The organism is Nitrospira sp. SG-bin1 (assembly GCA_002083365.1).
Taxonomy (GTDB): domain Bacteria; phylum Nitrospirota; class Nitrospiria; order Nitrospirales; family Nitrospiraceae; genus Nitrospira_D.
In genome coordinates, this window is record LVWS01000044.1 from 1 (window position 1) to 25,380 (window position 25,380).

At 56.5% G+C, this 25,380-nt stretch carries 16 protein-coding genes and 1 pseudogene; 6 read left to right on the forward strand and 11 right to left on the reverse strand.

Annotated features, from left to right (window positions below; genetic code table 11):
- A pseudogene (locus tag A4E19_09215) lies at positions 1 to 2,225 on the forward strand (hypothetical protein).
- Positions 2,226 to 2,329: 104 nt separating this feature from the next.
- Here A4E19_09215 and A4E19_09220 read toward each other — a convergent pair.
- A complete protein-coding gene (locus A4E19_09220; GenBank protein ID OQW30486.1) occupies positions 2,330 to 3,874 on the reverse strand; it encodes a hopanoid C-3 methylase HpnR in 1,545 nt (514 codons plus the stop codon).
- 230 nt (positions 3,875 to 4,104) lie between these two features.
- On the opposite strand from A4E19_09220, the gene A4E19_09225 reads away from it, so the two are divergent.
- The 3 genes from A4E19_09225 (at position 4,105) to A4E19_09235 (ending at position 5,234) form a co-directional block, all read left to right on the forward strand.
- On the forward strand, positions 4,105 to 4,473 hold the full coding sequence (locus A4E19_09225; GenBank protein ID OQW30487.1) for a hypothetical protein: 369 nt from the start codon (positions 4,105 to 4,107) through the stop codon (positions 4,471 to 4,473).
- On the forward strand, positions 4,470 to 4,688 hold the full coding sequence (locus A4E19_09230) for a hypothetical protein (GenBank protein ID OQW30488.1): 219 nt from the start codon (positions 4,470 to 4,472) through the stop codon (positions 4,686 to 4,688). Before A4E19_09225 ends, A4E19_09230 begins: the two co-directional genes overlap by 4 nt.
- 183 nt (positions 4,689 to 4,871) lie before the next feature.
- Complete coding sequence (locus tag A4E19_09235) at positions 4,872 to 5,234, forward strand: hypothetical protein (GenBank protein ID OQW30489.1); 363 nt, start codon at positions 4,872 to 4,874, stop codon at positions 5,232 to 5,234.
- Between the two features lie 19 nt (positions 5,235 to 5,253).
- On the opposite strand, the gene A4E19_09240 is transcribed toward A4E19_09235, so the two are convergent.
- The 10 genes from A4E19_09240 to A4E19_09285 form a co-directional block, all read right to left on the reverse strand.
- Positions 5,254 to 6,069 carry a hypothetical protein gene (locus tag A4E19_09240; protein ID OQW30595.1) on the reverse strand — a complete coding sequence of 272 codons (816 nt, stop codon included), beginning with the start codon at positions 6,067 to 6,069 and terminating at the stop codon, positions 5,254 to 5,256.
- A gap of 33 nt (positions 6,070 to 6,102) precedes the next feature.
- Positions 6,103 to 6,981: an NAD(P)-dependent oxidoreductase gene (locus A4E19_09245; protein ID OQW30490.1), complete on the reverse strand. Its 879-nt coding sequence runs from the start codon at positions 6,979 to 6,981 to the stop codon at positions 6,103 to 6,105.
- Between the two features lie 272 nt (positions 6,982 to 7,253).
- A complete protein-coding gene (locus A4E19_09250) occupies positions 7,254 to 11,567 on the reverse strand; it encodes a hypothetical protein (GenBank protein ID OQW30491.1) in 4,314 nt (1,437 codons plus the stop codon).
- A gap of 669 nt (positions 11,568 to 12,236) precedes the next feature.
- Positions 12,237 to 13,919, reverse strand: coding sequence for an energy-dependent translational throttle protein EttA (locus A4E19_09255; protein OQW30596.1), 1,683 nt, complete (start codon positions 13,917 to 13,919; stop codon positions 12,237 to 12,239).
- 150 nt (positions 13,920 to 14,069) lie between these two features.
- Positions 14,070 to 14,747, reverse strand: coding sequence for a hypothetical protein (locus A4E19_09260; GenBank protein OQW30492.1), 678 nt, complete (start codon positions 14,745 to 14,747; stop codon positions 14,070 to 14,072).
- Between the two features lie 2 nt (positions 14,748 to 14,749).
- Positions 14,750 to 16,648 (reverse strand): hypothetical protein, encoded by a 1,899-nt coding sequence (locus A4E19_09265; protein OQW30493.1) that lies wholly within the window; start codon positions 16,646 to 16,648, stop codon positions 14,750 to 14,752.
- Between the two features lie 633 nt (positions 16,649 to 17,281).
- Positions 17,282 to 18,121 carry a hypothetical protein gene (locus A4E19_09270; protein OQW30494.1) on the reverse strand — a complete coding sequence of 280 codons (840 nt, stop codon included), beginning with the start codon at positions 18,119 to 18,121 and terminating at the stop codon, positions 17,282 to 17,284.
- Positions 18,118 to 19,131: a hypothetical protein gene (locus tag A4E19_09275; GenBank protein ID OQW30495.1), complete on the reverse strand. Its 1,014-nt coding sequence runs from the start codon at positions 19,129 to 19,131 to the stop codon at positions 18,118 to 18,120. The genes A4E19_09270 and A4E19_09275 overlap by 4 nt, the downstream gene beginning before the upstream one ends.
- A gap of 27 nt (positions 19,132 to 19,158) precedes the next feature.
- Positions 19,159 to 19,872 (reverse strand): hypothetical protein, encoded by a 714-nt coding sequence (locus A4E19_09280; protein OQW30496.1) that lies wholly within the window; start codon positions 19,870 to 19,872, stop codon positions 19,159 to 19,161.
- A gap of 269 nt (positions 19,873 to 20,141) precedes the next feature.
- Positions 20,142 to 21,632 carry a hypothetical protein gene (locus A4E19_09285; protein ID OQW30597.1) on the reverse strand — a complete coding sequence of 497 codons (1,491 nt, stop codon included), beginning with the start codon at positions 21,630 to 21,632 and terminating at the stop codon, positions 20,142 to 20,144.
- A gap of 186 nt (positions 21,633 to 21,818) precedes the next feature.
- Between A4E19_09285 and A4E19_09290 the strand changes: the two genes are divergently transcribed.
- Positions 21,819 to 23,795 carry a hypothetical protein gene (locus A4E19_09290; GenBank protein ID OQW30497.1) on the forward strand — a complete coding sequence of 659 codons (1,977 nt, stop codon included), beginning with the start codon at positions 21,819 to 21,821 and terminating at the stop codon, positions 23,793 to 23,795.
- Position 23,796: 1 nt separating this feature from the next.
- Positions 23,797 to 25,200, forward strand: a complete 1,404-nt coding sequence (locus A4E19_09295) for a sigma-54-dependent Fis family transcriptional regulator (protein OQW30498.1) — start codon at positions 23,797 to 23,799, stop codon at positions 25,198 to 25,200.
- The last annotated feature ends 180 nt before the right edge of the window (positions 25,201 to 25,380 follow it).

Sequence of the window (25,380 nt, forward strand, 5' to 3'; positions counted from 1 at the left end):
AATTCCGATGTCGTGGCCAAAAAGACGATGCGAGCCAACTGCAGCACGGCAATGAGCAGATGCCAGGAAGAGACGACGCTGATTTTGAGGCTAGCGGAAGACTCAGAGTCTGGCAGCGGTGCATCCTCACAGCCATGAAGACGACACTTACCTACATTTCCATTCTTTTTCTCCTGGCCCAAGGATGTGGCAGCGACAAGCACCTGCCGTCCTCGAATCCGCCGGAGTACGATCCGAAGAAAGTCTATACGCCACCCTCGCCCCCTCCCAGTGTTGGATCAGCACCGATCACGTCGTCTCAACCGACCGAATTCGAATGGCTCAAGTCCCAGCTTGAGTCGCTCGAAGCCGGCCAGACAGCCAAGGGTGAAGGGAAAAGAATCCCGTTCGATCAAAACTTGCTCCCACAGTTCAAGGGAGTCACTAACCCTTGTGAAGCCCTGTCGAGGCTGGCGCCAGGTCTTAGCAGCACGCAGCTCTTTACAGGGACCGAGGGGGCAGCGTTGAAAAAAGCCTTAGGCACCGATGCGGACGGGATCGCGCGTCGAATGGATGAGCAAGTGGCGGAGGGCCTGAAACAGTCGCTCGGCGCCGGTGCAGCCGATTGTCCGATCTCGGTACGGCCGCACAAGAGCAGCGGGTTCATCGATCGGTCTCCATCGCCTCGACTCGTGTTGACTCACACCACTCTCAACCAACCGCTCCTCTTGGCACAGACCACGATCCCTCATGCATCACAGGATGACTACGACGTGCCTCCCCATAAGCCACAACGGGAAAATGCGCCTCCCGAGTGGGTGGGCTGGAAGATGACGGATACCATGACGCGGACCGGCAAGGAGGACAGGCCCACGAAAGGCATTCGAGAAGATTATGAGATGGTCATTGCTCCCAAGACGAAGCAATGTCCCCGTCTGGGTCCTGAACTGGAGGGGATTGTAGACGGGAAATTTGAGTGGTCCTTCATGATGTTTCGGGCGACACCGGGACCGCAGAGTGTGCTCTATCGCCGACACGTCAAAGCCGACCTCAAAGGGGAGGTCGATGATGATGCCAAGTTGAAAAAGGTCGTGAAATTTGATGCCACAGTCACAATTCAGCATATCGGCACGGAGCTTCCGCCCTATTCTCGGACATTTCCTGTCCAGGGTGAATTCAGCATTGATCAGCAAACGGGGATACCCGAAGATTTCAAGGTCATCACGGTCTCCGGCTTTTCCGAAGGGGAGGCTCAGGCAAAAGACGCGCAACTCATTGGAACGCTTACACCCCTCATAGGGGTTTTTTCGGGTCCAGAATATCGTAATGCCCAAACTATATGGAACAACCCCAATACCTGCGTGGAGATCACTTTCACACCGCCGACCAAGACAAAAAAGTTTGTTCCCAGCGAATCGACGCCGGTAAAGACGGAACTACGGACGAAAAATGATCAACGGCACGTTCCGGCGAAATTCAAGGAAGCGAAGGAGCGGCCCAGGGAGGGCAATGGCCGTGTGTCGCCGAGGGAGGACAAATCGGAAATCAGCAGGCCGGCGACGTTCACCTACCAGGCTCCAGCGACTAAAATTCAACACAGTGGATTCAGACTGTCGGCGGTCTCACGCGCGGGTGTCGCGGAAGAGAAGGACGGTGAATGGGAACTGGCGGAAGGGTCGTATGTCTTGGAATTCCAATCGAGGATTGTCTCGACTGAGCCCACCGAGCCGGTTGAGTCGGTCGCCGCCGGGAAAGTCGTCTTAACTTCTGTCGAAGGGAAAGAAGGTTGGTACCGTGGAAGCGGCATGCTGGGCTATCAGACCGGTCCACCACCAAACCGCGACCCTTGCTCCAATCTCGTCATGGGTCATGGGACCACGCGTTTCGATGTGGCGGGAATGTCTATCAAGCTCTCTGAGAGAACCGGTGCAACGGGTCGCCAGGTTGGCTCCGCCGACATTGAGTTGCACTACCTAATCCATCCGACGAATGAAACGGTACGACACTGGGCCATGGTGGACTTCCAATGCGTTCCGGGAAAAGAATTCCCCATTCCATTTTTTCATCCAATGTACGCCGTCGCTCGCGGCGCCGAAGAAGTAAATCTCCTGAAAGGCTGGACCTACGTCGGCAGAGATGGTGTTGTGGCGAAGAAAGTGCTCAGAGGCAATTGCGGCGACTACTGCCAGGACGAAACCGTGTTTATGTTAAAAGAAGCGGATGATCGGGCGTCCCCGCCGAAATAAATGTTGTGCGGACTTCAGGAGATCTCGCGCGCGTGGGACGCTTCGGCGAACCCTACGCCTAATCTGAGCGCTTCATCGTCCGCCGTGGCATTCCCACACCGACCTCAGACCACCGTCCCCATACGAGTCTCATCGACAAAGGTCTCGGTTGCATCGTCGATCGCCCGGCTGTGGCGGCCTTTCGGAGGCAAGATAAACAACTGTTTCGCGTCGATCTTGTCTTTCTTCTCCGGCGGCATCGCCATCTCATACGTCACGGGACGGCGGTGATCCGCCAGTTGCAACTCCGGATTGTAGACGCTGTTGAACTTCCAGAGCATCTTGATGAAATTCGTTTGGCCCCGCATCAAATGCCCTGCCGCGATCTTGGCCGTGCCCTTGAGAGCAGCCCAGCCGAGATGCTTCTTGTTGAGGACCTGCTGCGTCTTAACGAGTTCTGCGTAAAACTCCGGGAGCGGCATCTTGGTCGGCATCACGGCATGTTGTATGTCGAACAGGCGGTAGTCCCGTGTGTGGAACTTGCGGGATTCCGTATGCCAACTTTCGGTGCCCGGGTACGGAGTATTGACGCTGATATTGACGATCTCGGGAATTTCCAGACACCACTGGCGAATAACCTCGAACCGCTGCCGGTCCCAATCCGGATCGGCGATGAGATTGATGGCGACGGTGATCCCAAGGGACCGAGCAAATTCGAGTGCTTCGAAATTCTTCCCTAACGAGATGCGCTTGCGATGCATCTTGAGGCCTTCCGCATCGATGGCCTCCACACCCAGAAACATGTACTGGAGTCCAAGCGTCTTCCAGAATTGGAAGACTTCCTTGTTACGCAGGAGAACGTCCCCGCGTGTCTCCATGTAGTACTGTTTTTTGATGCCGCGCCGTGCGACCGCTTCGCCGATCTCCATGCCCTGCTTGCCTTGAATGAAGGCCACGTCGTCAACCAGGAAGATGCCCGGTTCTTGAACCTGTTCCAGTTCCTCGACCGCTTTCTCCGTGCTGACCATACGATAGCTGCGGCCGTAGAACGTCCAGGCACTGCAGAAGGAACAATCCCAAGGACAGCCCCGTGCAAACTCGACGGAAGCACAAGGATCCAGCACGCCAATGAAGTACTTGTGCCGGTTGCGCAGCAGATCGCGCGCCGGGCGGACGTTATCCAAATTCTCGATGAACTGAGCCGGAGGTCCTTCACCATCGAGCGTGACAACACCAGGAACCTTTGTAATCGCTTTACGGTCTTGTTCTACGGCTTCCAATAGTTTAGGGGCAGCGACTTCACCTTCGCCCTTGAGGACGCAATCAATCGCGCCGTCGCCGTGCTCCAAAAATTCCTTGGCCACAAAGGACGCGCTATGGCCTCCGACAAAAACGAAGGCATGCGGCAACTCTTTCTTCGTCAATTTCGCAAGATCCACGACCTCGGGAACATTGGCCAAATAGTTACAGCCAAATGCGACCGCGTCAGGCTTCCAGGAACGGATGAGCGCTTCATAGTCTTTCCAGGTATCAGCCTGGAGGTCGATCAAGCGGACTTCGTGACCCGCTTGGCGGCAGGCCTGCGCCACCATCTCAAGCCCCAGCGGCTCCAGACGCAGATAGATCTTGGTGTACATGAGCGGACCGGGATGGACTGCAAGGAACTTCATTGTCCCAAACCTCCTGGTCTATGACACGCCGGCCGGGATATCCATTGTTCCGAAGACGAACGAGAGGCCCGGCCAGTGAATTGTTCGTGATGTGGCAATGGATGCGGGAAGGGATTCTGACAGAATGGAGGCGACGGTGCAACCGTTAAGTACGCAAGACTTAAGATGATTCATGGAGGATCCGCCAAGACCGTCTGGATTTTCCGAATCTCAGTCCTTACCATACGGACATGTTGCCGCTCGAACGGACCCTGCGTCAACGCATCATCGATCTCCTGACGGATACTCGGATGACAACCGATCGACTGGCTCGCATGCTCGGGATTCCAGAACGGCAGGTGGAGGAGCACTTGGCTCATGTGATAAAAACGGTGTCTCGGGACCGTTCACGACGGTTCATCCTTGAGCCGTCCATCTGTTTGGATTGTAGTTTTATGTTTCGTGACCGCACACGGTTGACCCGACCGAGCCGCTGCCCTCACTGTCGTAGTGAGGGGATTTCTACCCCTCGCTATGGAATCGATTCGCTCGGATCGAGATCGACTCACGCCAATACGAAGGTGTCACGGCGGAGAGACGCCTGGAAAGGATCACCATGATAGCAGCACGACTTGTCCTCTGTGCCCTCTGTTCGCTCTTGATTGGCTGCTCCGACAAAGCCAAAGAGCTATTTGAAACGGCCGCGTTCGAAGAAAACCAAGGGAACATTCCCCATGCCAAGCAACTCTACCAAGAATTGGTGAACCTCTATCCCTCGACCAAAGTCGCCGAGATGGCTCGATCTCGGCTTGCGGATCTGGAGAGCCGGAAATAGACGCCGTAGAGTTCACGCAAGTCGGGAGCCATGCCCACACGCTATTTCCATCACGACGGCTCGGTGCCCTACTTCTGTCCCCTTTTTACCCCTCTTCCGATGCATGGCGAATCCGCCCGGTTCCACTAGCTTTGAATGAGAACGAGGGCTTGAATCGGAGAGGATGATTCAGGAGGAGGCGCCATGAAAACATACGCGATGCGCAAGAGGTTGCGAACTCCAGCTCGTTGTCAATTTTGTTATTTTTGTAACGGCACCCTTGCCACCGGAATCGTGTGGGATCTGTCGGAAACCGGTTGGCGCGCGGCGGGAGAACGCCCCGTTTGCGTTGGGACTGAGTCGACCGTCTACATCACGCTCCATGACGGGAACCAGTCGCACAACATCATCGTTGACACGGCCGTGGTACGTTGGTCTGATGGCCACGTCGCCGGCTGGGAAATCACCCGAATGGATGAAGCAAGTCGGGCACGCCTGATGGACTTCCTCGAACAACTCAAATCGGCCGTGCGTCCTTCGGAAGTAATGACCGGATCACATTGCTGAATCAAGACATTTTGACACGCTAAGAATGGGCAGAGAGATCCGGCGTCGGTTTGGGAAACCATGGGAAAAACGCGTTGGTCGTCGCTTGATATGCCTTATACTCCTCCCCTCGGCTTGAAAGGGCTTGTGCTTCTGCCCGTGGTATTCCTGTCAACTTGAGCAGGGCCAGGCCCATCCCGATCGGCCCGATCCAAGTAAAAATCCAACCGGGCGCCCCCAACGTCATCACCACGTACGAACACCAATGCAGCCATTCAAAAAAATAGTTGGGATGGCGTGAATAGGCCCACAGACCCTCGCGACAGACCCGACCCTGATTCCTGGGGTCCGCGCGAAAATGGGCAAGCTGCCTGTCGGCCCTGGCCTCCCCTGAGACCGCGATCCCCCAGATGATCAACCCAACGAGCTCTACAAATGCGGAGGGAGGGCGTGGATTCCACAACAGCACCAGAAACGGGAGTGAAAAGGCCGCCACGGCGAGTGCCTGCAGGAGAAAGTACGCGAGCATTTTGGCCGGCTCCGACTCGCCCCATTCCTGGCGGAGCGTGCGATACCGGGCATCCTCCTCTTTGCCGATCACGCGATTGAAAAGGATGTGGAACCCCAGCCGTCCCGCATAAAGCGTCACCAGCATCACGGTCAGAAAGACTCGTTCGATACCGACGTTCGCCTGCGAGGCATACCACAGCACGACGAGAATCAGTCCAAAACACCATCCCACATCTCCAATGGCGGCGTTCTTGGTCCTCCGCTGCACAACCCACAAGGCTCCCATGACCACCGTCATGAAGAGGTAGGCCGCCAAGACAAGGGGGAGCGGATCCGATGCAAACATCCCATTCTCTGATTCCATGATGCCGTACACCTTTCACACGGTGGATTCATAGTCCCACAAATCGACGCCTCGATGGGCTCGATCCTTGAGCCAACTCCGCAAACCTGGAAGGGGAAATGACAAAAGCGCCTGAATTTTCTCACAGCTCAGTGAGAGATCGGCCGGTCGCGGCGCACCGGTATGATCACGGGCCCACCCTTTTATCAGATGATCTTGCAGTTCCGGATACCATGGCAACAGGGCTTGGCCTATTTCCCAACGCGACAACCGTTCACGCCCGCCGAGGTGATAGAGTCCCGACGCCTTCGCATTGGCTAATTCCCAGATTGCGCGCGCGATGGCTCCCGCCGGCAGTGGACAACGATATTCATCGGCAAAGAGCGTCATATTTTTGCCGCTTCTGGCGGTTCGACACATATCTTCGACAAAACTTCGATCGCCAAGCTGCGACGTCCCGGCCGTCAGGACGATTCGAACGACGGTGTGGCGCGGATTCTGCAACACCAGCTGTTCCGCTTCAAGCTTGGTTTTACCATAGAAGTTGATCGGATGGGGTTCATCCGTTTCGCGGTACCAACCGGCCTTGCCGTCGAAGACTTCCCCGCTCGATAAGAAGATAAAAGGAATGTCCCCGGACAGTTTCGCCAGATGGGCCGTGACATCCACGTTGAGGCGACGCGCGAGTTGCTGATTGTCCTCGCACTCTTTCGTTCGGCTCAACGCCGCGCAGTGAATGACGGCGCTGGGTTTGAGATGATGCCAAATCTGTTCAACAGCCGCCGGGTCCGTGAGATCCACCTCGACGCGTCCGAGGGGATGTACCTCGCAGCCGAATGCCCACCGAGAGGCGGACGTCACGAAATACCGCCCAATCAATCCAGTCGACCCGGTGATGATGACACGTGGTTTCATAGCGCTCCAATGAAGGATCTTCGTTCTCCTCGAACCGACATGGCGCCTGTGCCGGCGAGTCGGCGGAGGCTGTGGCCAGCTCAGTTCATCATCACACCGATCGCACAGACCAAAATTGAGAGTGGATTGTACGACTTCAGCTGGTTGGTTGGAAGATGTTCTGAATGCGGATGCATGAAACAGTAAGCGTCAAGATTAACCGTCGGTATGTGCAGTATTTGGATGAACGATCGGGAGAATCGAGATAGTCATCCGCGGTGATGAAGGTACCACTAGGCGGCTTTCTGTTCCGCCTCGGTCTGGGCTTGCTCGTGCGGGAGCCAGCGATTCAAGACTGCGGCCAAGGATTTGCTCGTGACAGGCTTGCTGAGGAAGTCATCCATCCCGGCCGCCTGACATCGTTCACGATCCTCCTGCAAAACATTGGCCGTCATGGCGACGATCGGTAAGCGCGATGGATTCCTGCCGGCTTGCCGCAGGTCTTCTTCGCGATTCCGAATGACCCTTGTCGCTTCAAAGCCATCCATTTCCGGCATCTGACAATCCATGAAGACCAGCGCGTATGGAATGCGCGAGAGCGATTCGACGGCTTCCCGCCCGTTCGCAGCCACATTGACTCGATAGCCCAATTTCTCGATCATGTTCGCCGCGATCTTTTGATTCACCGGATTGTCCTCCGCCACCAGGATAATCGGTCGAGAGCGCATCATGGTTTCCGCCACAGTATGCTGAGTAATAATCGAAGCCGAGGGCTGATCGGCTGAACCAGCAATACCAGGCAGCTGTCCTAGGACGAGGCCGAGGCACTCGAATACCAACGACTGGCGAATCGGTTTCGTCAGGTAGGCATCGATACCGGCGTTTTGAGCGGCTTTGGCATCGCCGCGCTGACCAACCGATGTCAGGAGTACCAGACGCGTCCCGCCGATCGCCGGTTCCGCCTTGATACGACGGGCCAGCTCCAGACCGTCCATGCCGGGCATTTGCATATCCAAAATGGCCACGTCGAACGGGATATGACGAATCGCCGCATCCCGAAGGTACTGCAACGCTTGCGCCCCATTCTCGGCACTCTTATACGTGACACCTCTTCCATGGAGATAATGCTCAAGCACCAGCCGGTTCGTGGCATGATCGTCGACGATCAAAATTCTCCGGCCTTGTAACGCCACGGTAGGCAGCGAGGCCGGTTGAGTTCCCTCCGGCTGGAGATGAAAGGGCACGGTAAACCAAAAGACACTGCCCACGCCGATTGTGCTGTCCACACCGATACGCCCGCCGATCAGCTCCACGAGCTTTTTGCAAATGGCAAGTCCGAGACCGGTGCCGCCATATCTCCTTGTCATGGAACCGTCTACTTGCGTGAAGGACTGAAAAAGTTTGGCCTGTTGTTCTGGTGTAATGCCGATTCCGGTATCTGAGACTTCAATTCGAAACCATCGGCAAGATGTATTCAGGCTTCCACGTGTCGTGCTCCCGTGTTCTTCCGGAGCACTGACGGTCACGACAATTTCGCCCTCTTCCGTGAATTTGATGGCATTGCCGATCAAATTCACCAAAATCTGACGGAGGCGGCCGGGATCTCCTCGCAGTAAAGAGGGGATGCCAGCTTGCACAAGGCAGGTGAGCTCAAGACCTTTGGCATAGGCTCGTGCTCCGAGTAGGCCGAGGGCGTCCTCCACCGCAGTGTGAAGGTCGAAATTGACTTCCTCCAGATCCAGCTTGCCGGCTTCGATTTTGGAGAAGTCGAGGATCTCGTTGATGATGTCCAAGAGATGTTCGCCGGAAAGCCGAACCGTCTCCGCATAGTCCCGCTGCTCCGGGGTCAATGGGGTGTCGAGCAGGAGTCCGGCCATGCCGATGACGCCGTTCATCGGTGTCCGAATCTCATGGCTCATCGTGGCTAGGAACTCCGCCTTGATCTTCACCGCCTCCAGCGCTTTGTCCCGAGCCTCCTCGAGTTCTCTGTTTTTGCGTTCCAGGTCCTGTGCAGCCTTGGCCAGCTTGGTCTCGGAAAGCTTGCGCTCAGTGACATCCTCCATAATGCCGCGCAGCTTGGTCACCTGTCCATTCTCAACAAGCAGGGATACGAGATCTCGAATCCAGACAGTGCGGCCGTCGGCGGCCAGCATGCGGTATTCGAAAGTGTGCGCCCGACGCTTGCCGACCTCGCTAAGACAATACTGCGGCGCCCAGTTCTGATCCTCAGGATGCATGTGATCCACCCAGAAGGTCGGTGAGGAGAGCCATTGTTCGACCGGATAGCCGAGGAAGGCCTCGGCTTGCTGGCTTACGAAGGTAAACCGTGTCGTCGAGGCATCGGCTTCCCACACAATCCCGTTGATCGAATCGACAAGGTCTTTGTAACGGTGCATCAGTTGCTCGACGGCTTGTTCCGCCTGCTTACGTTCGGTGATGACCTCCGTAAACATGATGATGCCGCCGATGTCGCCCGTGGCCTCCCGCCAGGGTCGTACCTCCCATCGGAGCCAGTCTTCGGATCCGTCCGCGCGAACGAACCGATCTTCGTCACGACATTCCACAGCCCCACCCAGACAGCGCCGATGGATCGCTTGCCACTCTTCCATCCCTCGAATTTCCGGAAACAGCTCGTAGTGGTGTCTGCCGGTAAGATCCTGATCGCCAAGTTTGTAGTCCTGCAACCAACGACGGCTGACAGCAAGGTAGCGGAGATCCTTGTCCAGCATGGCCACGGCTGCGGGCGTGTGCTCGACAAAGGATTTGAGTAAGTCGTGGCTTCGAGCCAGCGCGGCCTCCGCTCGCTCGCGCGCACAGAACTGGCTTAGCTGGTCGGCCACGGCTTGGAAGGTGGTCAAGAGGGACGGATCCGCTGGTAGGATCTCGTGATGGAAAAATTCCAGCACGGCATAGATCCGACCGGCCAGTTTGACGGGAAAGGCTGCAGCCGCATGGAGTCCAGCCTGTTCAGCCAATGCCGCCCGAGGGAAATTTCGGTCACGAGTTACATCTGAAATCCACTCCGGTTTTGCGCTGGCCCACACCCGACCTGGCAGCCCAACACCCATGGTAAACATCATCTCTCGGCTTGCAGTGCCGTAGTGGTCAAAGGCAGTGCCCGACACACTCCACATCGAATGGCATCGTAGTTTCTGGACCGACTGATCCACAACCCACAAGAGTCCCTCTTCCCATCCTAAGGTTTGACACACTGGTTGGAGAATCGCCGAGATCGCATTGTCTAGTTCGGATGCGCCGACCAACAAGTCGGCGACCTGGTGCTGAAGAGTCAACCGCTGCTCAAGCTGCTTGCGTTCCGTGATGTCGGTCTGGGTGCCGACCATGCGCAAAGGCTTGCCCTCCGGTGTCCAGGATAATACTTTGCCTCGACCCAGAATCCATTTGTACCGGCCGTCCTTGCAGCGAACCCGATGCTCCGAGACATAGACCGGAGATTCCCGCCGAAAGTGGTGGGTGATTGCCTTATTCACCCGTTCCCGGTCGTCCGGATGCACGGCGGCCCACCATGCCTCCCTGGTGTCTTTGATCTCATCCGGCTCATAGCCCAGCATGCGTTTCCATTGGGCCGAAAGAAAGACCTGATCGGTGCACACGTTCCAATCCCACACCCCGTCGCCGCTGCCTTCCAAGGCAAATTGCCAGCGCTCCTCACTTTCGCGCAAGATCGACGCGGCTTGCTTGTGCTCCGTAATGTCTTCGGAGATACTCAGCAGATATTGTGGTTGGCCGACGTCGTCCAAGATCGGGATCTTTTTCGTGTGCAGTATCCGCACACCCTTGTTTTTGATGTGAATCGCCTCTTCCGGAATATCCAGCAGGCATCTGCCCGCCATGACTTCGCGATCCTTGGCGGTAAAACGGTCGGCTTCATCTTTGGTGAAGAGGTCGTAGTCGGTCTTGCACAGGATTTCAGATTGAGATAAGCCGAGCAGCTCTTCTCCCGCTTTGTTCAGCCGCACAAAGCTGAGGTCCTTCGCATCTTTCACGAAAAGCATGTCGGGTAGATGTGCCACGATCGACGTCACGAGGGCTTCCGATCGCCGCAACTCCAGAGCATCTGCTTCATGTAGTCGCCAATAGATCAAGATCCCTACGCTCTCGGTCAGGACTGCGCCCGCGTGAATACCGGCCCAAAGCCAGGGATGGGCGATTGCCGCCGGATGATTATAGACCATGGTCGGAGCGAGTGTGCCCACGATTCCATGGTGGAGCGCGGTCACACCCAACGCCAGCAAGAACGGCAACCAGTCGTGATAAAGAATGATAAAGACAAGAATGATAAAAAAGTGAAAATGCGCCTCTATGTATCCACCTGATAGATGGACCAGTCCCGATGAAGCGCTGACCAGGCCCATCGTGACCAGCGAGGCGCGCATACGCCGACCGAGTTGCTTGATGGCGGCCAGAGCAGCGAATCCGGCTACGATGGCACTCTCCGAGAAGACCACCGATGGGCTGCGCTGGATGATCAGGCCGAAGCACGTTACCCCGACGACATGCAGCACCAGTAGATAGAGAAGCAACTGGTGTCGCCCTGACCATGCGGCATCGGACAGCACGAGTCCCCTAGGCAGGATGAAGCCCATATGTGACCCATGGGCTTCGCCTGTGGGGCTATGCTCCGGGAGTGAGATCGGTTTCATGCGCACAACCCTTCCGCTGGGCTATTCGCGGGCGAAAAACGATGGAGAATGCCATTATCTGTGCAGGGATGCCCGCTTTTACCTTGATCCGCGTAAGAGGCTAGACGAGGGGTTAGTGAAGCTACCCACCCGAGAAAGTAGAAAAGGAATCGATAGCAGAAAGGGTCTGATTCCATGCGTCTGTCTCGTGGATAACCTGCCTCGCGGTGCTGAGCCTTTCAGCCCACATCGACCGACAGAGACCTGAGCTGCACGAAACCACTCGGGCATACCATCGCCTGTCAGTGAAGACTCGATGGTGCTCTTCTCTGCTCTCCATGTATATCGGTTTACTAACTAATATCTTAAGCGGAATGGAGGCGAGACAGCACGTTTTTCATTCATTTATCAGGGCCTTAGTCTGCCCGTCATCCCGGGATGGAGAATGAGTCCTGAGGAACCAATCGAGTGGAAGGTCGCACGACTGAGGCACAGGTTCGAAGACCAATCGGTTCATTTCAAAAGCGGAGACCATCGAGCGGGTTCCGCAACTCCCGCACACCCATAGTCGTGTGAGCAGCCCTGCAGCGATCATTGGCATGAATGCGCGGACTCGGCGGTCACTTACCCTCCTTAGTTGCGTGTGAGCTTGCGATAGCGGATGCGGTGCGGCTGATCCGCCTCTTTGCCCAAGCGCTTCTTTCGATCCGCTTCGTACTCGCTATAGTTCCCTTCGAACCAAACCACCTTGCTGTCTCCTTCAAAAGCAAGAATGTGCGTGGCGATGCGGTCGAGGAACCATCGATCGTGACTGCTGATCACGGCGCACCCGGCGAAACTCTCCAATCCTTCTTCCAGCGCCCGCAAGGTATTCACGTCGAGATCGTTCGTCGGCTCGTCCAGAATGATCAAGTTTGCCCCTTCTTTCAGCATGCGTGCGAGATGCACGCGATTCCGTTCGCCCCCCGACAGGTCTTTCACCTTTTTCTGTTGATCCGTTCCTGCAAAGTTGAAGCGGGCACAGTAGCTGCGGGCATTCACTTCGGTCTTGCCGAGCTTGACGGTATCTTGGCCGTCCGAAATGACTTCGTACACGGTCTTGTTGCCGTCCAAGCTGCGATCCTGATCAACATAACCGAGCTTGACCGTCTCCCCGACCTTGATCGATCCAGCATCGGGCTTTTCCTTGCCGATGATCATTTTGAACATCGTCGTCTTGCCGGCGCCATTGGGACCGATCACGCCGACAATGCCGCCCTTCGGCAGATTAAAATTCACGTTCTCATACAGCACGTTGTCGCCGAAGGCTTTGCTGATGCCGTTGGCCTCGACCACGACATCACCTAACCTGGGCCCGGGCGGAATGTAAATTTCCAAGTCTTCCGCCACCTGGTCCTGCTTTTGGTTGACCAATTCCTCGTACCGATTCAAGCGCGCCTTGCCCTTCGATTGTCGCGCCTTCGGCGACATGCGAATCCATTCCAATTCATGCTCCAATGTCTTCTTCCGTTTCGACTCGGCCTTTTCCTCTTTTTCCAGTCGGTCCTTCTTTTGCTCCAGCCATGAACTGTAGTTGCCTTGAAACGGAATCCCATGGCCTCGATCCAGCTCCAAAATCCAACCGGCGACATTGTCCAGAAAGTACCGGTCGTGAGTCACGGCGATGACCGTCCCCTTGTACTGTTGCAGATGCTGCTCCAGCCATTGCACAGATTCGGCATCGAGATGGTTTGTCGGCTCGTCGAGCAGGAGAATATCCGGTTCTTGGATCATCAGGCGACAGAGCGCGACTCGACGCTTTTCTCCCCCCGAGAGCGTTCCCACTTTTTGATCAGCGGGCGGACAGCGCAAAGCATCCATCGCGATGTCGAGCTGATTCTCCAGTTCCCAGCCATTGGCCGCTTCGATCATTTCTTGCAGCTGCGCCTGCTTGTCGAGCAGCTTCTCCATTTCATCGGGGCCCACTTCACCGATCTTGTTGCTGACGGCTTCGTATTCATGAATCAGTGCAACCAGTTCGGCTTTGCCCTCTTCAACGACTTCTTTCACTGTCTTGTTCGGATCGAGCTGCGGTTCCTGTTCCAACAAACCGACGCTGTAGCCTTTGGACCTCGTGATTTCGCCCGTGTAGTTCGGATCCACCCCCGCTATGATCTTGAGCAGCGAACTCTTGCCCGAGCCGTTCAAGCCCAGCACGCCGATCTTCGCGCCGTAGTAGAAGCCGAGATAGATTTCCCGCAGCACCTGCTTCTTCGGCGGATAGACCTTCCCGACATTGACGAGCGAAAAAATAACCTGCTTATCGTTCGTTGCCATGAGCCCTTTCATCCTCCCTGCTGAACCGTCTGGTTGTTTTCAGTAAAGTGCGCACCATATCAGACAATCCTTTTCGATCACAACCAGAGGGTAAACGTTTCAGAACGCGACATTCACCCAAGGGGGTGATGGCGAGCACCATTTCCTTACTCATTTGCTGAGAGCAAGGAGCGCTAAGGCGGGACAGCCAAGCTTATGCCGCCAGTCGGGACGCTGGACGACCATGGCGTCAGTGACAACGGGTTCCTCAAGGCGTTCAATCACCAGCTTTGCGGCTTGCGCCGCGGCGATGAGTGCCCTCACTTCGTGAAGGTGTCCGGTGATGCGTACGGCCCCCTCGGTGTCGGCCAATTCGATATCGGCACCGGTCAGACGCTGCATGTCAGGGTGGACTGCTGTCACCACCGCCCGGCCTCTCGGCTTCAAAACAGCGGCGATCTGTGCAAACAGCTGTGCCGGCGTCTCGATGTGATCCAGCACGAGGCCGGACAAGACACGATCAAAGAGACCCGACTGAAAGGGCAACCGGGTGACCGACGCTTGGACCCACGCAATCTCCTCTCGTGTTTCGGTGTCCCGACGCGCCCGACAAAGCATGCCGTAAGACAAGTCGACCGCCGTGATGCGATACAATCTTGAATCCAACAGTCGAAGATAGCGACCGGTGCCACTGCCAACATCTAAGATTCGGCAGCCGGGGAACGGCTTGAGCCGATCCAGAAGGAACGGCTCATCAAGCCGCGTCGACGGGTCGCGGTCATCATAATAAGCGGCCCAGCGATCATAGCCCGCCCCTGTTCCCTGCTCGCCTACGTCAACGGTCTCCACCTTTATTGTTTCCTACCGCCGAACGCAATGGGCCGTGACCCCCTGAGCCTTTTCGACTGCTCCACGTGGGAGTACTGATCAGCGGTGTACCGGGTTCCTTCTTTCGCCATACGACGAAATGTCTCGTTTTTATCGATAAGTTCGGCGTAAGTCCCCTGGTCCGCGATGGAACCGCTTTCCACCAGATAAATGACATCGGCCTCTCGAACCGTCCGCAGGCGATGGGCGATCATGATGATCGTTTTCTCATGGAAGATATTTCGGATCGCGTCCGTCACGGCGTCTTCGGTGAGGCTGTCCAACGCACTCGTCGCTTCGTCCAGAATCAGGACTTTCGGGTCACTATATAGCGCCCGCGCGATGCCCACACGTTGCCGCTGTCCCCCGCTAAGCTTCACACCACGCTCCCCGACCATTGTCTGATACCCGTTTGGGAGTTCGTCAACGACAAATTCATGAAGATTGGCGATCTGTGCGGCACGTTCCACACGATCGAGATCCAGATCTCTGTGAGCGACCCCGAAGGCGATGTTCGCCGCCAGCGTGTCATCGGCTAAATAGATGTGTTGGGGCACATAGCCGAGCTGTTTCTGCCAAGACGCCACATTGCGCGGGGTGATCGGAATCCCATCCACCGACAAGGAACCGCCTTGCGGTTCAAGCAAGCCCAAAATCACATCCACGATCGTGGTCTTCCCTCCCCCGGAGCACCCCACGATGGCCGCCATCGTATTCCGCCGGATGGTGAGATTCAGGTTGTTGAGAAGAGGGGTGGTGGCATTGGAGTATCGGAAGACCAGGTTCCTTAATGCGATTTCTTGCCGCAGGGGACCTATAATCCCGTTCGCCGGCGACTGAGGCGGGACCTCAGGGGCTGGCGCTTTGGCAACCGTCTTCAGCTTTTCCTCCACGGCCTCAAGGTGGCCCATGTTGTACCGTATCGTATTGGCGCTCCCGAAGATCTGCTGAAATGCCGGAAGCAGACGATATCCTGTAAAGGCATACAACGCCATCAATGGAAGCGCATCTTTGAAATCCTGGTGAGTCGCAAGCAGATAAATTACCAACAGGATAACCGAACCAAACGCAATGCTTTCAATCACGTATCTAGGCACCGCGCTCAGCGTGGCGCTCGTCCATTGATTCTTGGCATACAACGCCGAGCATTTGGCAAACCGCTGCTGATACGCTTCGTCTTGCCCCAGGATCTTGAGTTCCTTGATCCCATTCAATATCTCGGTCGAAAGGCGAACGCGCTCTGCGTTCGCCTCTCGACTGGATCGTCCCAGGTCACTGACCTTATGACGAATGGTCAGAAACACGACGCCGTAGACGGTCCCGATCACCGTTCCAAACAAGACGGCCAACCACGGATCGACCCACATGACAAGAAAGAGAATGCTCAAGGCGATGAATGCCTTCGCAATCGCCTGCAGGATGGGCACAGCAATGCCATGGATCATCCGAACCACATCATCCGTGCAATTCAAAACCAGCCTCGAGCTATTGTGTTCCAAAAAATACGCGTATGGTTGCCGCACATAGTTCGAGAGGATCTGCACGGAAAGTCTACGCCCGAGATTGTGTGTAAACCATAAGATAGCGGACGAGCTGGCGAGCGACAGAGCGTTGCTAAAGATCATGATCGCAAGCGCCGCTAAGCCGAGTCCGACAAGAAACGTGTCGACGGACTTGAACTCCAACAGTGTGAAGACATTGTGCAGCCAGGGATTCGTCTGAATCAGATCGGGGTTTCCCACGACTGCCATGAACGGCAATATGGAAGACACTCCCAACGCATCGATTAGACCGGCAAGAACGATAAGGCCGAGCAGCGCATAGAAGAGCCGCCGTTCCTTGGTGGTCAATAAGGCTTGCAGTCGTCGAATCAGCTGCCACATGAGCGATGTTGTGGAGGGCGTTACCGGGAAGCTACACGGTAGACACGGCTTGGTCTCGTGGCAGCGTCAGCCCCTCTCTTCACTTCCTCCTCTTACTCATCAAGAAACCATACCAGGATGGAGCCGACAACTAGGATTTCCAGCAGCGACCGCGCGGGTCAATGCTGTATTGCCGGTCGAGGGGCGGCCAGGATCAACTTTTCCTTTCATAAACTGCTGTGGCAGGTACTGATGGCAAGCGTCGGGAACTGCTCAAGGCGCTGTGCGGAACCGGGTGGTATCGATCCGCAAAGCGGTCCGTCGAGTGCATCGAGATGTGAAAGCCGTACATGGCGATATCACCGCCCTGCTCTCCCGGCCGGGCTGCTCGTCCGTGCACAAAGCGGTGATATCGAATCTCCGTTTGAAGCCGTGAAGGTCGAGGTTTTTACCGCAGGCTGCGCGATAACAGGCCGGACGTGTGCGGCTAGATCCCCAACTCTTCGGATATGCGCACCTCTGATTCATCAACAATCTCTTCCAGGCAGGTAAAGCAGGGAAAAGGGAAGCGATCCACGGGAATGGCGCAGACTTCGCCCACCGGCGATTCTTCCAGCGCCGGGCCACCGCATTCTTTATGAATCACGAGCAGCATCAGACCTCCCTCATCACGAGTCGGCGAAACAGCTCCAAGTGTTCGGGGCTACTCAGTCGATGGTCGCCGGGAATCAGTCGGAGATCAAGTGGAAAATTTGGAGCGCGACGAAGCAGTTCATTGGCGAATCGCCGGGTGCCGTCCACGGAGATGACGACGTCTTGTAGTCCGTGAAGAACCGCCGTCTTCACAGGACGCAGCTTGTCGAACGTCTTGGTCCAATAGGCTTCGCTTTCCTCCACCCACCTCCACGACAAGGGCCAATCTTTGTGCAGCGAGTCATCGTCCCATGGCATCCATCCCGCCGTATGCCAGTCATGCAGCCGGTCTTGGGAAATGGTCTTGGCTCGCTCGCCCATCATATTGAACGCCGGCGCGATCAGGATGAGTTCTTCCACGATTAGGAACTCCTGCGCTATCAGCCAGGCAATCCAGCCGCCGAGCGAGTTGCCGACGATGGTAACTGAGGGAGGAGGCGCGTCGCGGGTGATCGATGGCGAAGCCATCGGTGGGGCGGGTGGGTGATAAACACTCGCCTGGGGTGGGCGGGTGAGATGGTCGCCACCGGTCAGCATCGTGAGGACGGTCCGCGCGTCGGCGATCCAATCGGAGAGGGTGTAGTCCGTGAACCGGCCTTCCGAGTCGCCGAACCCGCGTACGTCGTAACAACAGAACCCCCAACCCTTCTCCCGACACCATTGTGCCAACGCCTTGCTCTTGTTCCCCCAGCGCTTCGAGAGAAAGCCGTTGATGAAGAGAATCTGCCGGTCTGTCCCATCGCGTCGATCGCCTTTGATGCGCTTGCCGTCCGCCCCGTTCAGCTCAAAGGAATTGGTCATGGGATTAACGGGTCCTTTCGGCCGGGATCATTTCGCATACCGGCTCCTAGTAGATCGTTGGCGATGTGCTGCCCCAACAACTGGTTACACTCGACCAATTCTTCCCGGATATTCTTGTACGAATCCAGCGACCAGTGCTGATATGTTCTCGGAATACTGACACAGGTGTACTCTCTTTTGTCGATCAACGTCGCATCACCCGTTCGATACATGCTCGTTTCTACGCGGACTCGAAGTCGTAGTTTTGAGTTGAACCACCCCTTATTGTCGGCAAATGTCACTTCCCGGATTCTCACATCTAAGAGTGAATCACTGCCCTCCAACCATGGCTGTGAGCCTGACGGCCCCAATTCTTTATCCTGATCCATCTGCGGTGGGGGAATGACTCGCACAAGAGCGGTCCTCTCTAAGTCTTCGATAGCCCTTGCTTCACCCTGCCTCCCTATATATTCAGAAAGCATGTCCCGTGAAGATGCCATAATTGCCGACTTCAGCTCATCGTTAGATTTCCCCACGGTGTGGAGCAACATATCTTCTAGCTCATTGGCAGCTGACGCAGAATAGTCGCCCTTCCAGGTTTCAATAATTCCATTGACGGTCCCAACAGCTAATCCACCCGATGAGGCCGCCAAGATCCCAAGAGCACTCACGATTGCAGTCCCGCTGCTACAGTGCGCGCCTGAACCAGCACAGCCGCTTAATAAAATCACGAAGGGGCTGACTATTTTCCAATACAGGTCCGTAGCGTCTGTGTTTCCTTGAGCAAAATGGTTCCAAAACTGCTTTTTCAGAAGGGCCTCGGAAGTTGGCGTCTGAAGTGTGATCTCTGTAGCAGCGAGATTGATGCCAACTTTTCCCAGCCTCTGAGAAAGTGGAGATCCGTTGGTGACGATTTGAGGCGAGACTTTCCTTACCTCTGGTATCGTGAAACACCCAAAGAGCGGGGCCAACATCAATACCAGCACGAGCAAGGTGACAGACTGTGAGATAATTGTCCTTTTTCTGTGCATGAGCCGAGCCGAATCCTGCTCTTGGCGTTACGATAGGGTTTGTTTCAGAAACGTAGAAAGGGTTCGTAGCACCTCCCCTGGGATCTCATGCCCGCCTCGAAAACTGTGCCACTCCACGTCGAGCCCTGATTGTGTGAGCGCATCGCGGAGTCGCTCAGCTCCGATATGTGGGAGGATATCATCTTGCGTCCCGTGGCTTTGAAAGACCGGCAGGCCTTTACGTCTCGGCATAAGAGGAGCCCACACGGATTGAGCCAGGAGGTTACCGGATAGTTGCACCAGGCCGGCGAAGGGATGGTCAGTGTGGACCAGTGCATCGCAGGTGAGCATCGCCCCTTGTGAAAATCCGCCGATCACCGTTTTTTTGTAGTCGATCGGGAACTGCTGCGGAAGCTCTCTGAGGAAAGCCAGGAAGCGCTCTCGCGCCAGAGCCAGACCTTGAGGAATTTCCACCGACAGATCACGAACGCGACCTGCGGCGCGATCTTGCTGGATGCGTGCGAAGTCGATGATCCACCAGGCACGAGAATCACCAAATCCCATGTTGAGCGAGAGCGGGGCTTCCGGAAAGAGCCAACGGGTATTCGCAGGAACGTCGATCACATCGGCCAGCGGCACGAGATCGTCCCCCGGTGCACCGAAGCCATGGAGCAGCATGACGACCGGACCATCGCCCCCGCCATGGCCATCGGAGCCACCGCTGAGTCTGACCTTCAACCCACCCAATAGGCTTTCTCGCATCAGGGGCTTCCTAACTGGTTGTTGAACAAAGATTCATGACACTCGCTGAGCGCCGACACTTTACAATAGAGAGGCCAGGGAGTGAAGCCGTTTGCTCAAATGACGGTATCATGGCATCACGACGAAGGTGAACATGGAGAAGAGCGGCATGGCTGGAGAACGACACCGAGGAGCGCGGAACGAGGAAGATGAACCACCGCTAAAAAAGCGGGAGGCACTCTATGAACCCACCAAAACAGTGAGTCGAGTACCTCCCGCAGCGGCTCTCATTATGACGAGCAACTGACCGCTACATGCTTGCCCCAGTTAGGAGGTGGAGCTGCGTACGCCTCCATACCAGGCTGGTCGCTGTAGGGATTTTGCAGCAGGGAAAAAATACGATCGATTTCGGAGAAGTCCTTGTTTTGTGCCTTCTCGATTGCTACTTGGGCAAGATAGTTGCGCAGCACATATTTGGGATTCACACGATTCATCCGGTCACGCCGTTCGTCGTCCAGGCGGCCCTCATTCCGCAGTCGATCCCGGTAGCGTGCCGCCCACTCGTCGAAACGGTCGCGGTCAAGAAAATGCTCCCGCAGCTGGTCGTTCGTCGAACTTTCCGCCGTAGAAAACCGACTCAATCCCCTGAACACAATCGTATAGTCGGCATGGCTGTCCTGGAGGAGGCCCAAGAAGTCTCGAATGAGGTCATCGTCTTCTGCTCGCTTTTCTACCAATCCGAATTTGCCGCGCATTCGTTCCAAATACTCCCTCTCGAACAACGGCTGATAGGTTTCCAGGCCTGCCTTCAACGCCTCTTTGTCCGACAACGGCAACAGCGCTTGCGCCAAACAGCTCAGGTTCCAAAGCCCGATGTAGGGCTGCTGATTGAAGGCATAGCGGCCGTTGTAGTCCGAATGGTTGCAGATGAAGCCTGCGTCGTAGTCGTCCATGAAGCCATATGGGCCATAGTCGAGGGTCAGGCCCAAGATCGACATGTTGTCGGTATTCATGACTCCGTGCGCCCAACCGACAGCCTGCCATTGGGCGATCATCTTCGCGGTGCGTTCCACGACCTCGGCAAAGAAGCGCGCATACTTGTCGTCGATACTCCGAAGATGCGGGAAGTGTCGGTCGATCACATAGTCCGCCAGAGTTTTCAGGTGCTCATGCTGTTTCCGATAGTGGAAGACTTCGAACGTACCGAAGCGGACGTGGGACGGCGCCATGCGGACCAGCATCGCGCCGGTTTCGATCTGTTCCCGGTATACCTTATCGTCACTGCCGACGAGGCACAGTGCCTGTGTGGTCGGGATGCCGAGACCCTGCATCGCCGTGCAACACAGATACTCCCGGATCGTTGACCGCAACACGGCCCTCCCGTCTCCGTCGCGTGAGAACGGCGTCATTCCCCCACCCTTCAGATGCAGGTCCCATCGCTCTCCCCGATCGTTTTTCACCTCACCGAGGAGGATCGCACGCCCGTCCCCGAGTTGCGGGACATAAACGCCGAACTGATGCCCGGAGTACAGCATCGCGAGCGGCTCCATCCCCTTCGCCAATGCACTCCCTCCGAACAGCGCCGCGAACTCCGGCCTGGCACATTGCTCCGGATCCAGATCAATCAGCTGGGCGGCGGATGGATTTGCATGGATGAGGTAGGGCGGGGCACTAAACGGGGTCGGGTTCAATCGGGCATAGAAGGCCGAGGGAAGACGGGCATAGGTATTGTCGAACCAGAGGGTTTCCAGCGTACGCCGAGCCATAGCTCTCTCTACCATGAGTGTCTCGACTTTTACCATTCATTAAGTCTGGCTCCAACTCCACGTTCGTCCGAGGGTTCGGCTCTCTCTCGTCATGGTGCCGGTCGCTATTTCGCATCGCCCTGGCTTACTCGACGATGCACGAAGGCCCCGGTATACTAGGCACCCATAACATATGAGTCTGTCTCCCAAGGGAGGCCGCGTGTGAAAAACCGCTCGACGTCCTCTTCTCACTCCAAGAATTCGATTCACGCCAAACCCGAAATCGCGGCGGCGGAAATATTGGCCTGGGTCAGCGACTGTTTGGACGGTGGCCTCTGTTTCATCGCGAAGGGGATCCTGGTCTTCGAAAACGCGCAGTTCGGCGAACTGGTTGAAGCGCCGGGCGCACCGACTGGCCCTGATACCCCGGCGTTACGAACCCAACTTTTCACCGATGCAATGTCCTGGAACCGGGAGTCCCTCGGCACCAAAGGCGGCAAGAACTATCGTCTCGTCGATCGACAGGGCCAAGCGCTCGTCTATGAGTGCCGCTTCAACGTCGTTCCTTACCATGGGGAAGCCGGCGTGCTCTTGATCTTGCAAGACGTCACCGAACATACGGAACTTGCCCAGGAAGCTTCACAGATCGCCCGTTTCCAATCGGTGCTGGCCCGCATCGGCACCCTGGCTGTCAGCGACGCCCCGGCACAGGAACTGATGAGCGAAGCCGTCAAACATACCGCGGAGGCCCTCGAGCTTGAGCTATGCAAGATCCTTGTTCCGCGAGAATCCGACGATCACCTGGCGGTGGTGGCCGGAATCGGCCTTGAACCGGAACTCATCGGCAGACTGACGATCGAGGGCGGCACCCATTCACAAGCCGGTTACGCGATCCGCGAACGACTGCCGGTCGTCGTACGCGACTTACGAAAAGAAACGCGGTTCACGCCGTCCAAGCTTTTGACGGAGCATGGCGGCATTGCCGGCATGTGCGTCCCCATGCTGGTCGAAGACCGGGTGTACGGAGCCATGACGGCCCACTCCAAGTCGGTTCGCGACTTCACGGTCAAGGAACTTGAGTTTCTCTGTACGGTGGCCAACACCGTGGCGACCGTCCTGGAACGGCGACGACGCGCCGATACCCAGCGAGATCTCTACCACCGATTGTTCAGGTACGCGCAAGATGGCATCATGCTGACCGACACCGAGGGCGGTATTCTGGAGTGGAATCCCGCATTGGAACGGATGACGGGTTGGACCCGCGACGAAGCCCTCGGCCAACGTCCGTCGATCTTGCGGTCGGGCAAACATCCACCGGAATTCTACGAACGACTCTGGCAGGCGATCCGTTCGGGACTGTCGTTTGTGGATCGTTTCGTCAATCGCCGAAAGGATGGATCGGAGTTCTTGGTGTGGGAAAGTGTCAGCCCCGTCAAAGATCGCGACGGGACCACGCAATTCTATTTGGCGATTCTGACGGATCTCAGCGAGCGGGAGCAGATGCTCGAAGCGTTGCGCCACGCGGAGCAAGTCAAATTGGTGGGACAACTGGCCGGCGGCATTCTCCATGAAGTCCGCAATCCCTTGATCGGACTGGGAAGCCTGGCCACTCACCTCGCGGAACAGGAACAATTACCCCGCTCCGCCAGAGACCGCTGCGCGCTGATTGCACGTGAAGCGGCCCGCATCGACGAATTGTTGGAATCGCATTTAGGCCAACTGCGCCCCCGACCGTTCGATCTTCAGCCCTGCGACCTCCCATCCCTCATCGACGATATGTTGACGCTGTTGAGACCGAACCTTCGAAAACAGCGGATCTTCGTAAAGAAAAGCATCCACGAGGTCCCGGCGGTGGAAGCCTCCCGTGCCCACTTGCAACAGGCGTTTCTCAATATCTCGATGAACGCGATCGATGCCATGCCGACCGGCGGAGAGTTGGCGATCACGGCGACACTCGCGGCCAAACAAGGTCCCGGCATCTCGGTCACCTTTTCCGATACCGGCAAAGGCATCCAGCCGGAAGACCTGCAACGGATTTTCGAACCGTTTTTCACGAACGGGAAGGCCAAGGGCGTCGGCCTCGGCCTGACCATCACGCATGACATCGTCGAACGGCACGGCGGACAATTGACGATCAGCAGCCCCCCAGACAGTGGAGCGATCGTTGAGGTGTGGCTGCCCCTGAAACGGGATCCGTAGCATGACCTGGCAACTGCTGTTGGTGGAAGACGAAGCCTCTGTCCGTGAAGCCTTCGCTCTGCGCCTTGCCGACCAAGGATATGCCGTCCAAACGGCGGGGTCCGGAGAGGAATGTTTGAGCCTTCTGAAGTCTTTCGAGCCGGATATTTTAGTGTTGGATCTCGTGATGCCGAATCTGTCGGGCTTGGACGTGCTCGAGCGTGTCAAGCAGACCTCCCCCAACTTGCTCGTGATTCTCTTGACCGCCAGGGGCACCGTGAAGGATGCGGTGGAAGCGACGCGGCTCGGGGCGTTCGACTTTGTCGCCAAGTCCATCGACATGGAAGATCTGCACCATGCGCTCAGACGTGCCGTGGAATTCTTGACGCTCCAACGCCAAGTTCGCTTGCAAACCGGCCAAGACACCGACCGTTATGCCCTCGATCGTGTCATCGCGGAAAGCCCTGTCACTCAGGCGTTCCTCGCGCAGGTCCGTGAACTGGCGAAAAACGACCGTGTCACGGTGCTGTTGCAGGGCGAAACCGGAACCGGAAAACAATACACCGGCCGCGTGATTCATTTTAACGGGGTGCGCCTCGATAAACCCTGCATCGAAGTCGACTGCCCCTCGATTCCCCGTGAACTGTTCGAAAGCGAGCTGTTTGGCCACGAAAAAGGGTCGTTTACCGGCGCAACGGGCAGAAAAACCGGCTTGATCGAAATGGCGGACGGTGGGACCGTGCTGTTCGACGAGATCGGCGATCTTCCGCTGGCCCTCCAAGCGAAACTCCTCCGGGTGATCGAAGAACGAACGTTGCGCCGGGTCGGAGGATCAGCCACGATTCCCTTCGATGTTCGATTCATGGCCGCCACGAACCGCAATCTGAAGAACGCGGTGACCAAAGGGGAGTTTCGTGAAGATCTCTATTTTCGGTTGAACGTCGTCTCCTTGACCGTACCTCCGTTGCGGGAACGGCACGAAGACATCATTCCGCTGGCTCAACAATTTCTCACCCGGTCGGCTCTATCACTGAGAAAACCGGTCCGTCGATTGGGGAACAGTGCACAGGCTCTCCTGCGCCGCTACACCTTTCCCGGCAATGTACGGGAGCTCAGTAACCTCATGGAGCGCGCGGTCCTCTTCTGCCCGGGAGATACGCTTGAATCGATACATTTTCCATCAGATGTGCAAGGCAACCCATCAACACCGACGGGAGAGACCGTCCATGTTCCATCCGTTTTTTCCGATACAGCGGATCCCTCTCGGATCCATCTGTCATTCCACCTCGGCGAATCTCTGGCCGATCTCGAGGACCGCATCATCAGCGAAGTCCTGCAGCGCTCGGACGGAAACAAATCCTTGGCCGCCAAGCATCTCGGTATTACCCGATGGATGCTCGACCGGCGGCGGCGGCCCAAACCATAACTGAGCGCCGATGCACCTTCGCACCGCAATTGGTGCGCCGATACACGCTTGGTCTCACGATTCCCGACCCCTGCCAGAGTTGACATCAAGATCGTCTTGATTTTCTTCAAAGGTCTCATCTGATCCCAGGCAATTCCAAAAATTCACCTTGGGACTGCCGATTGCATCGATGCTGGTTTC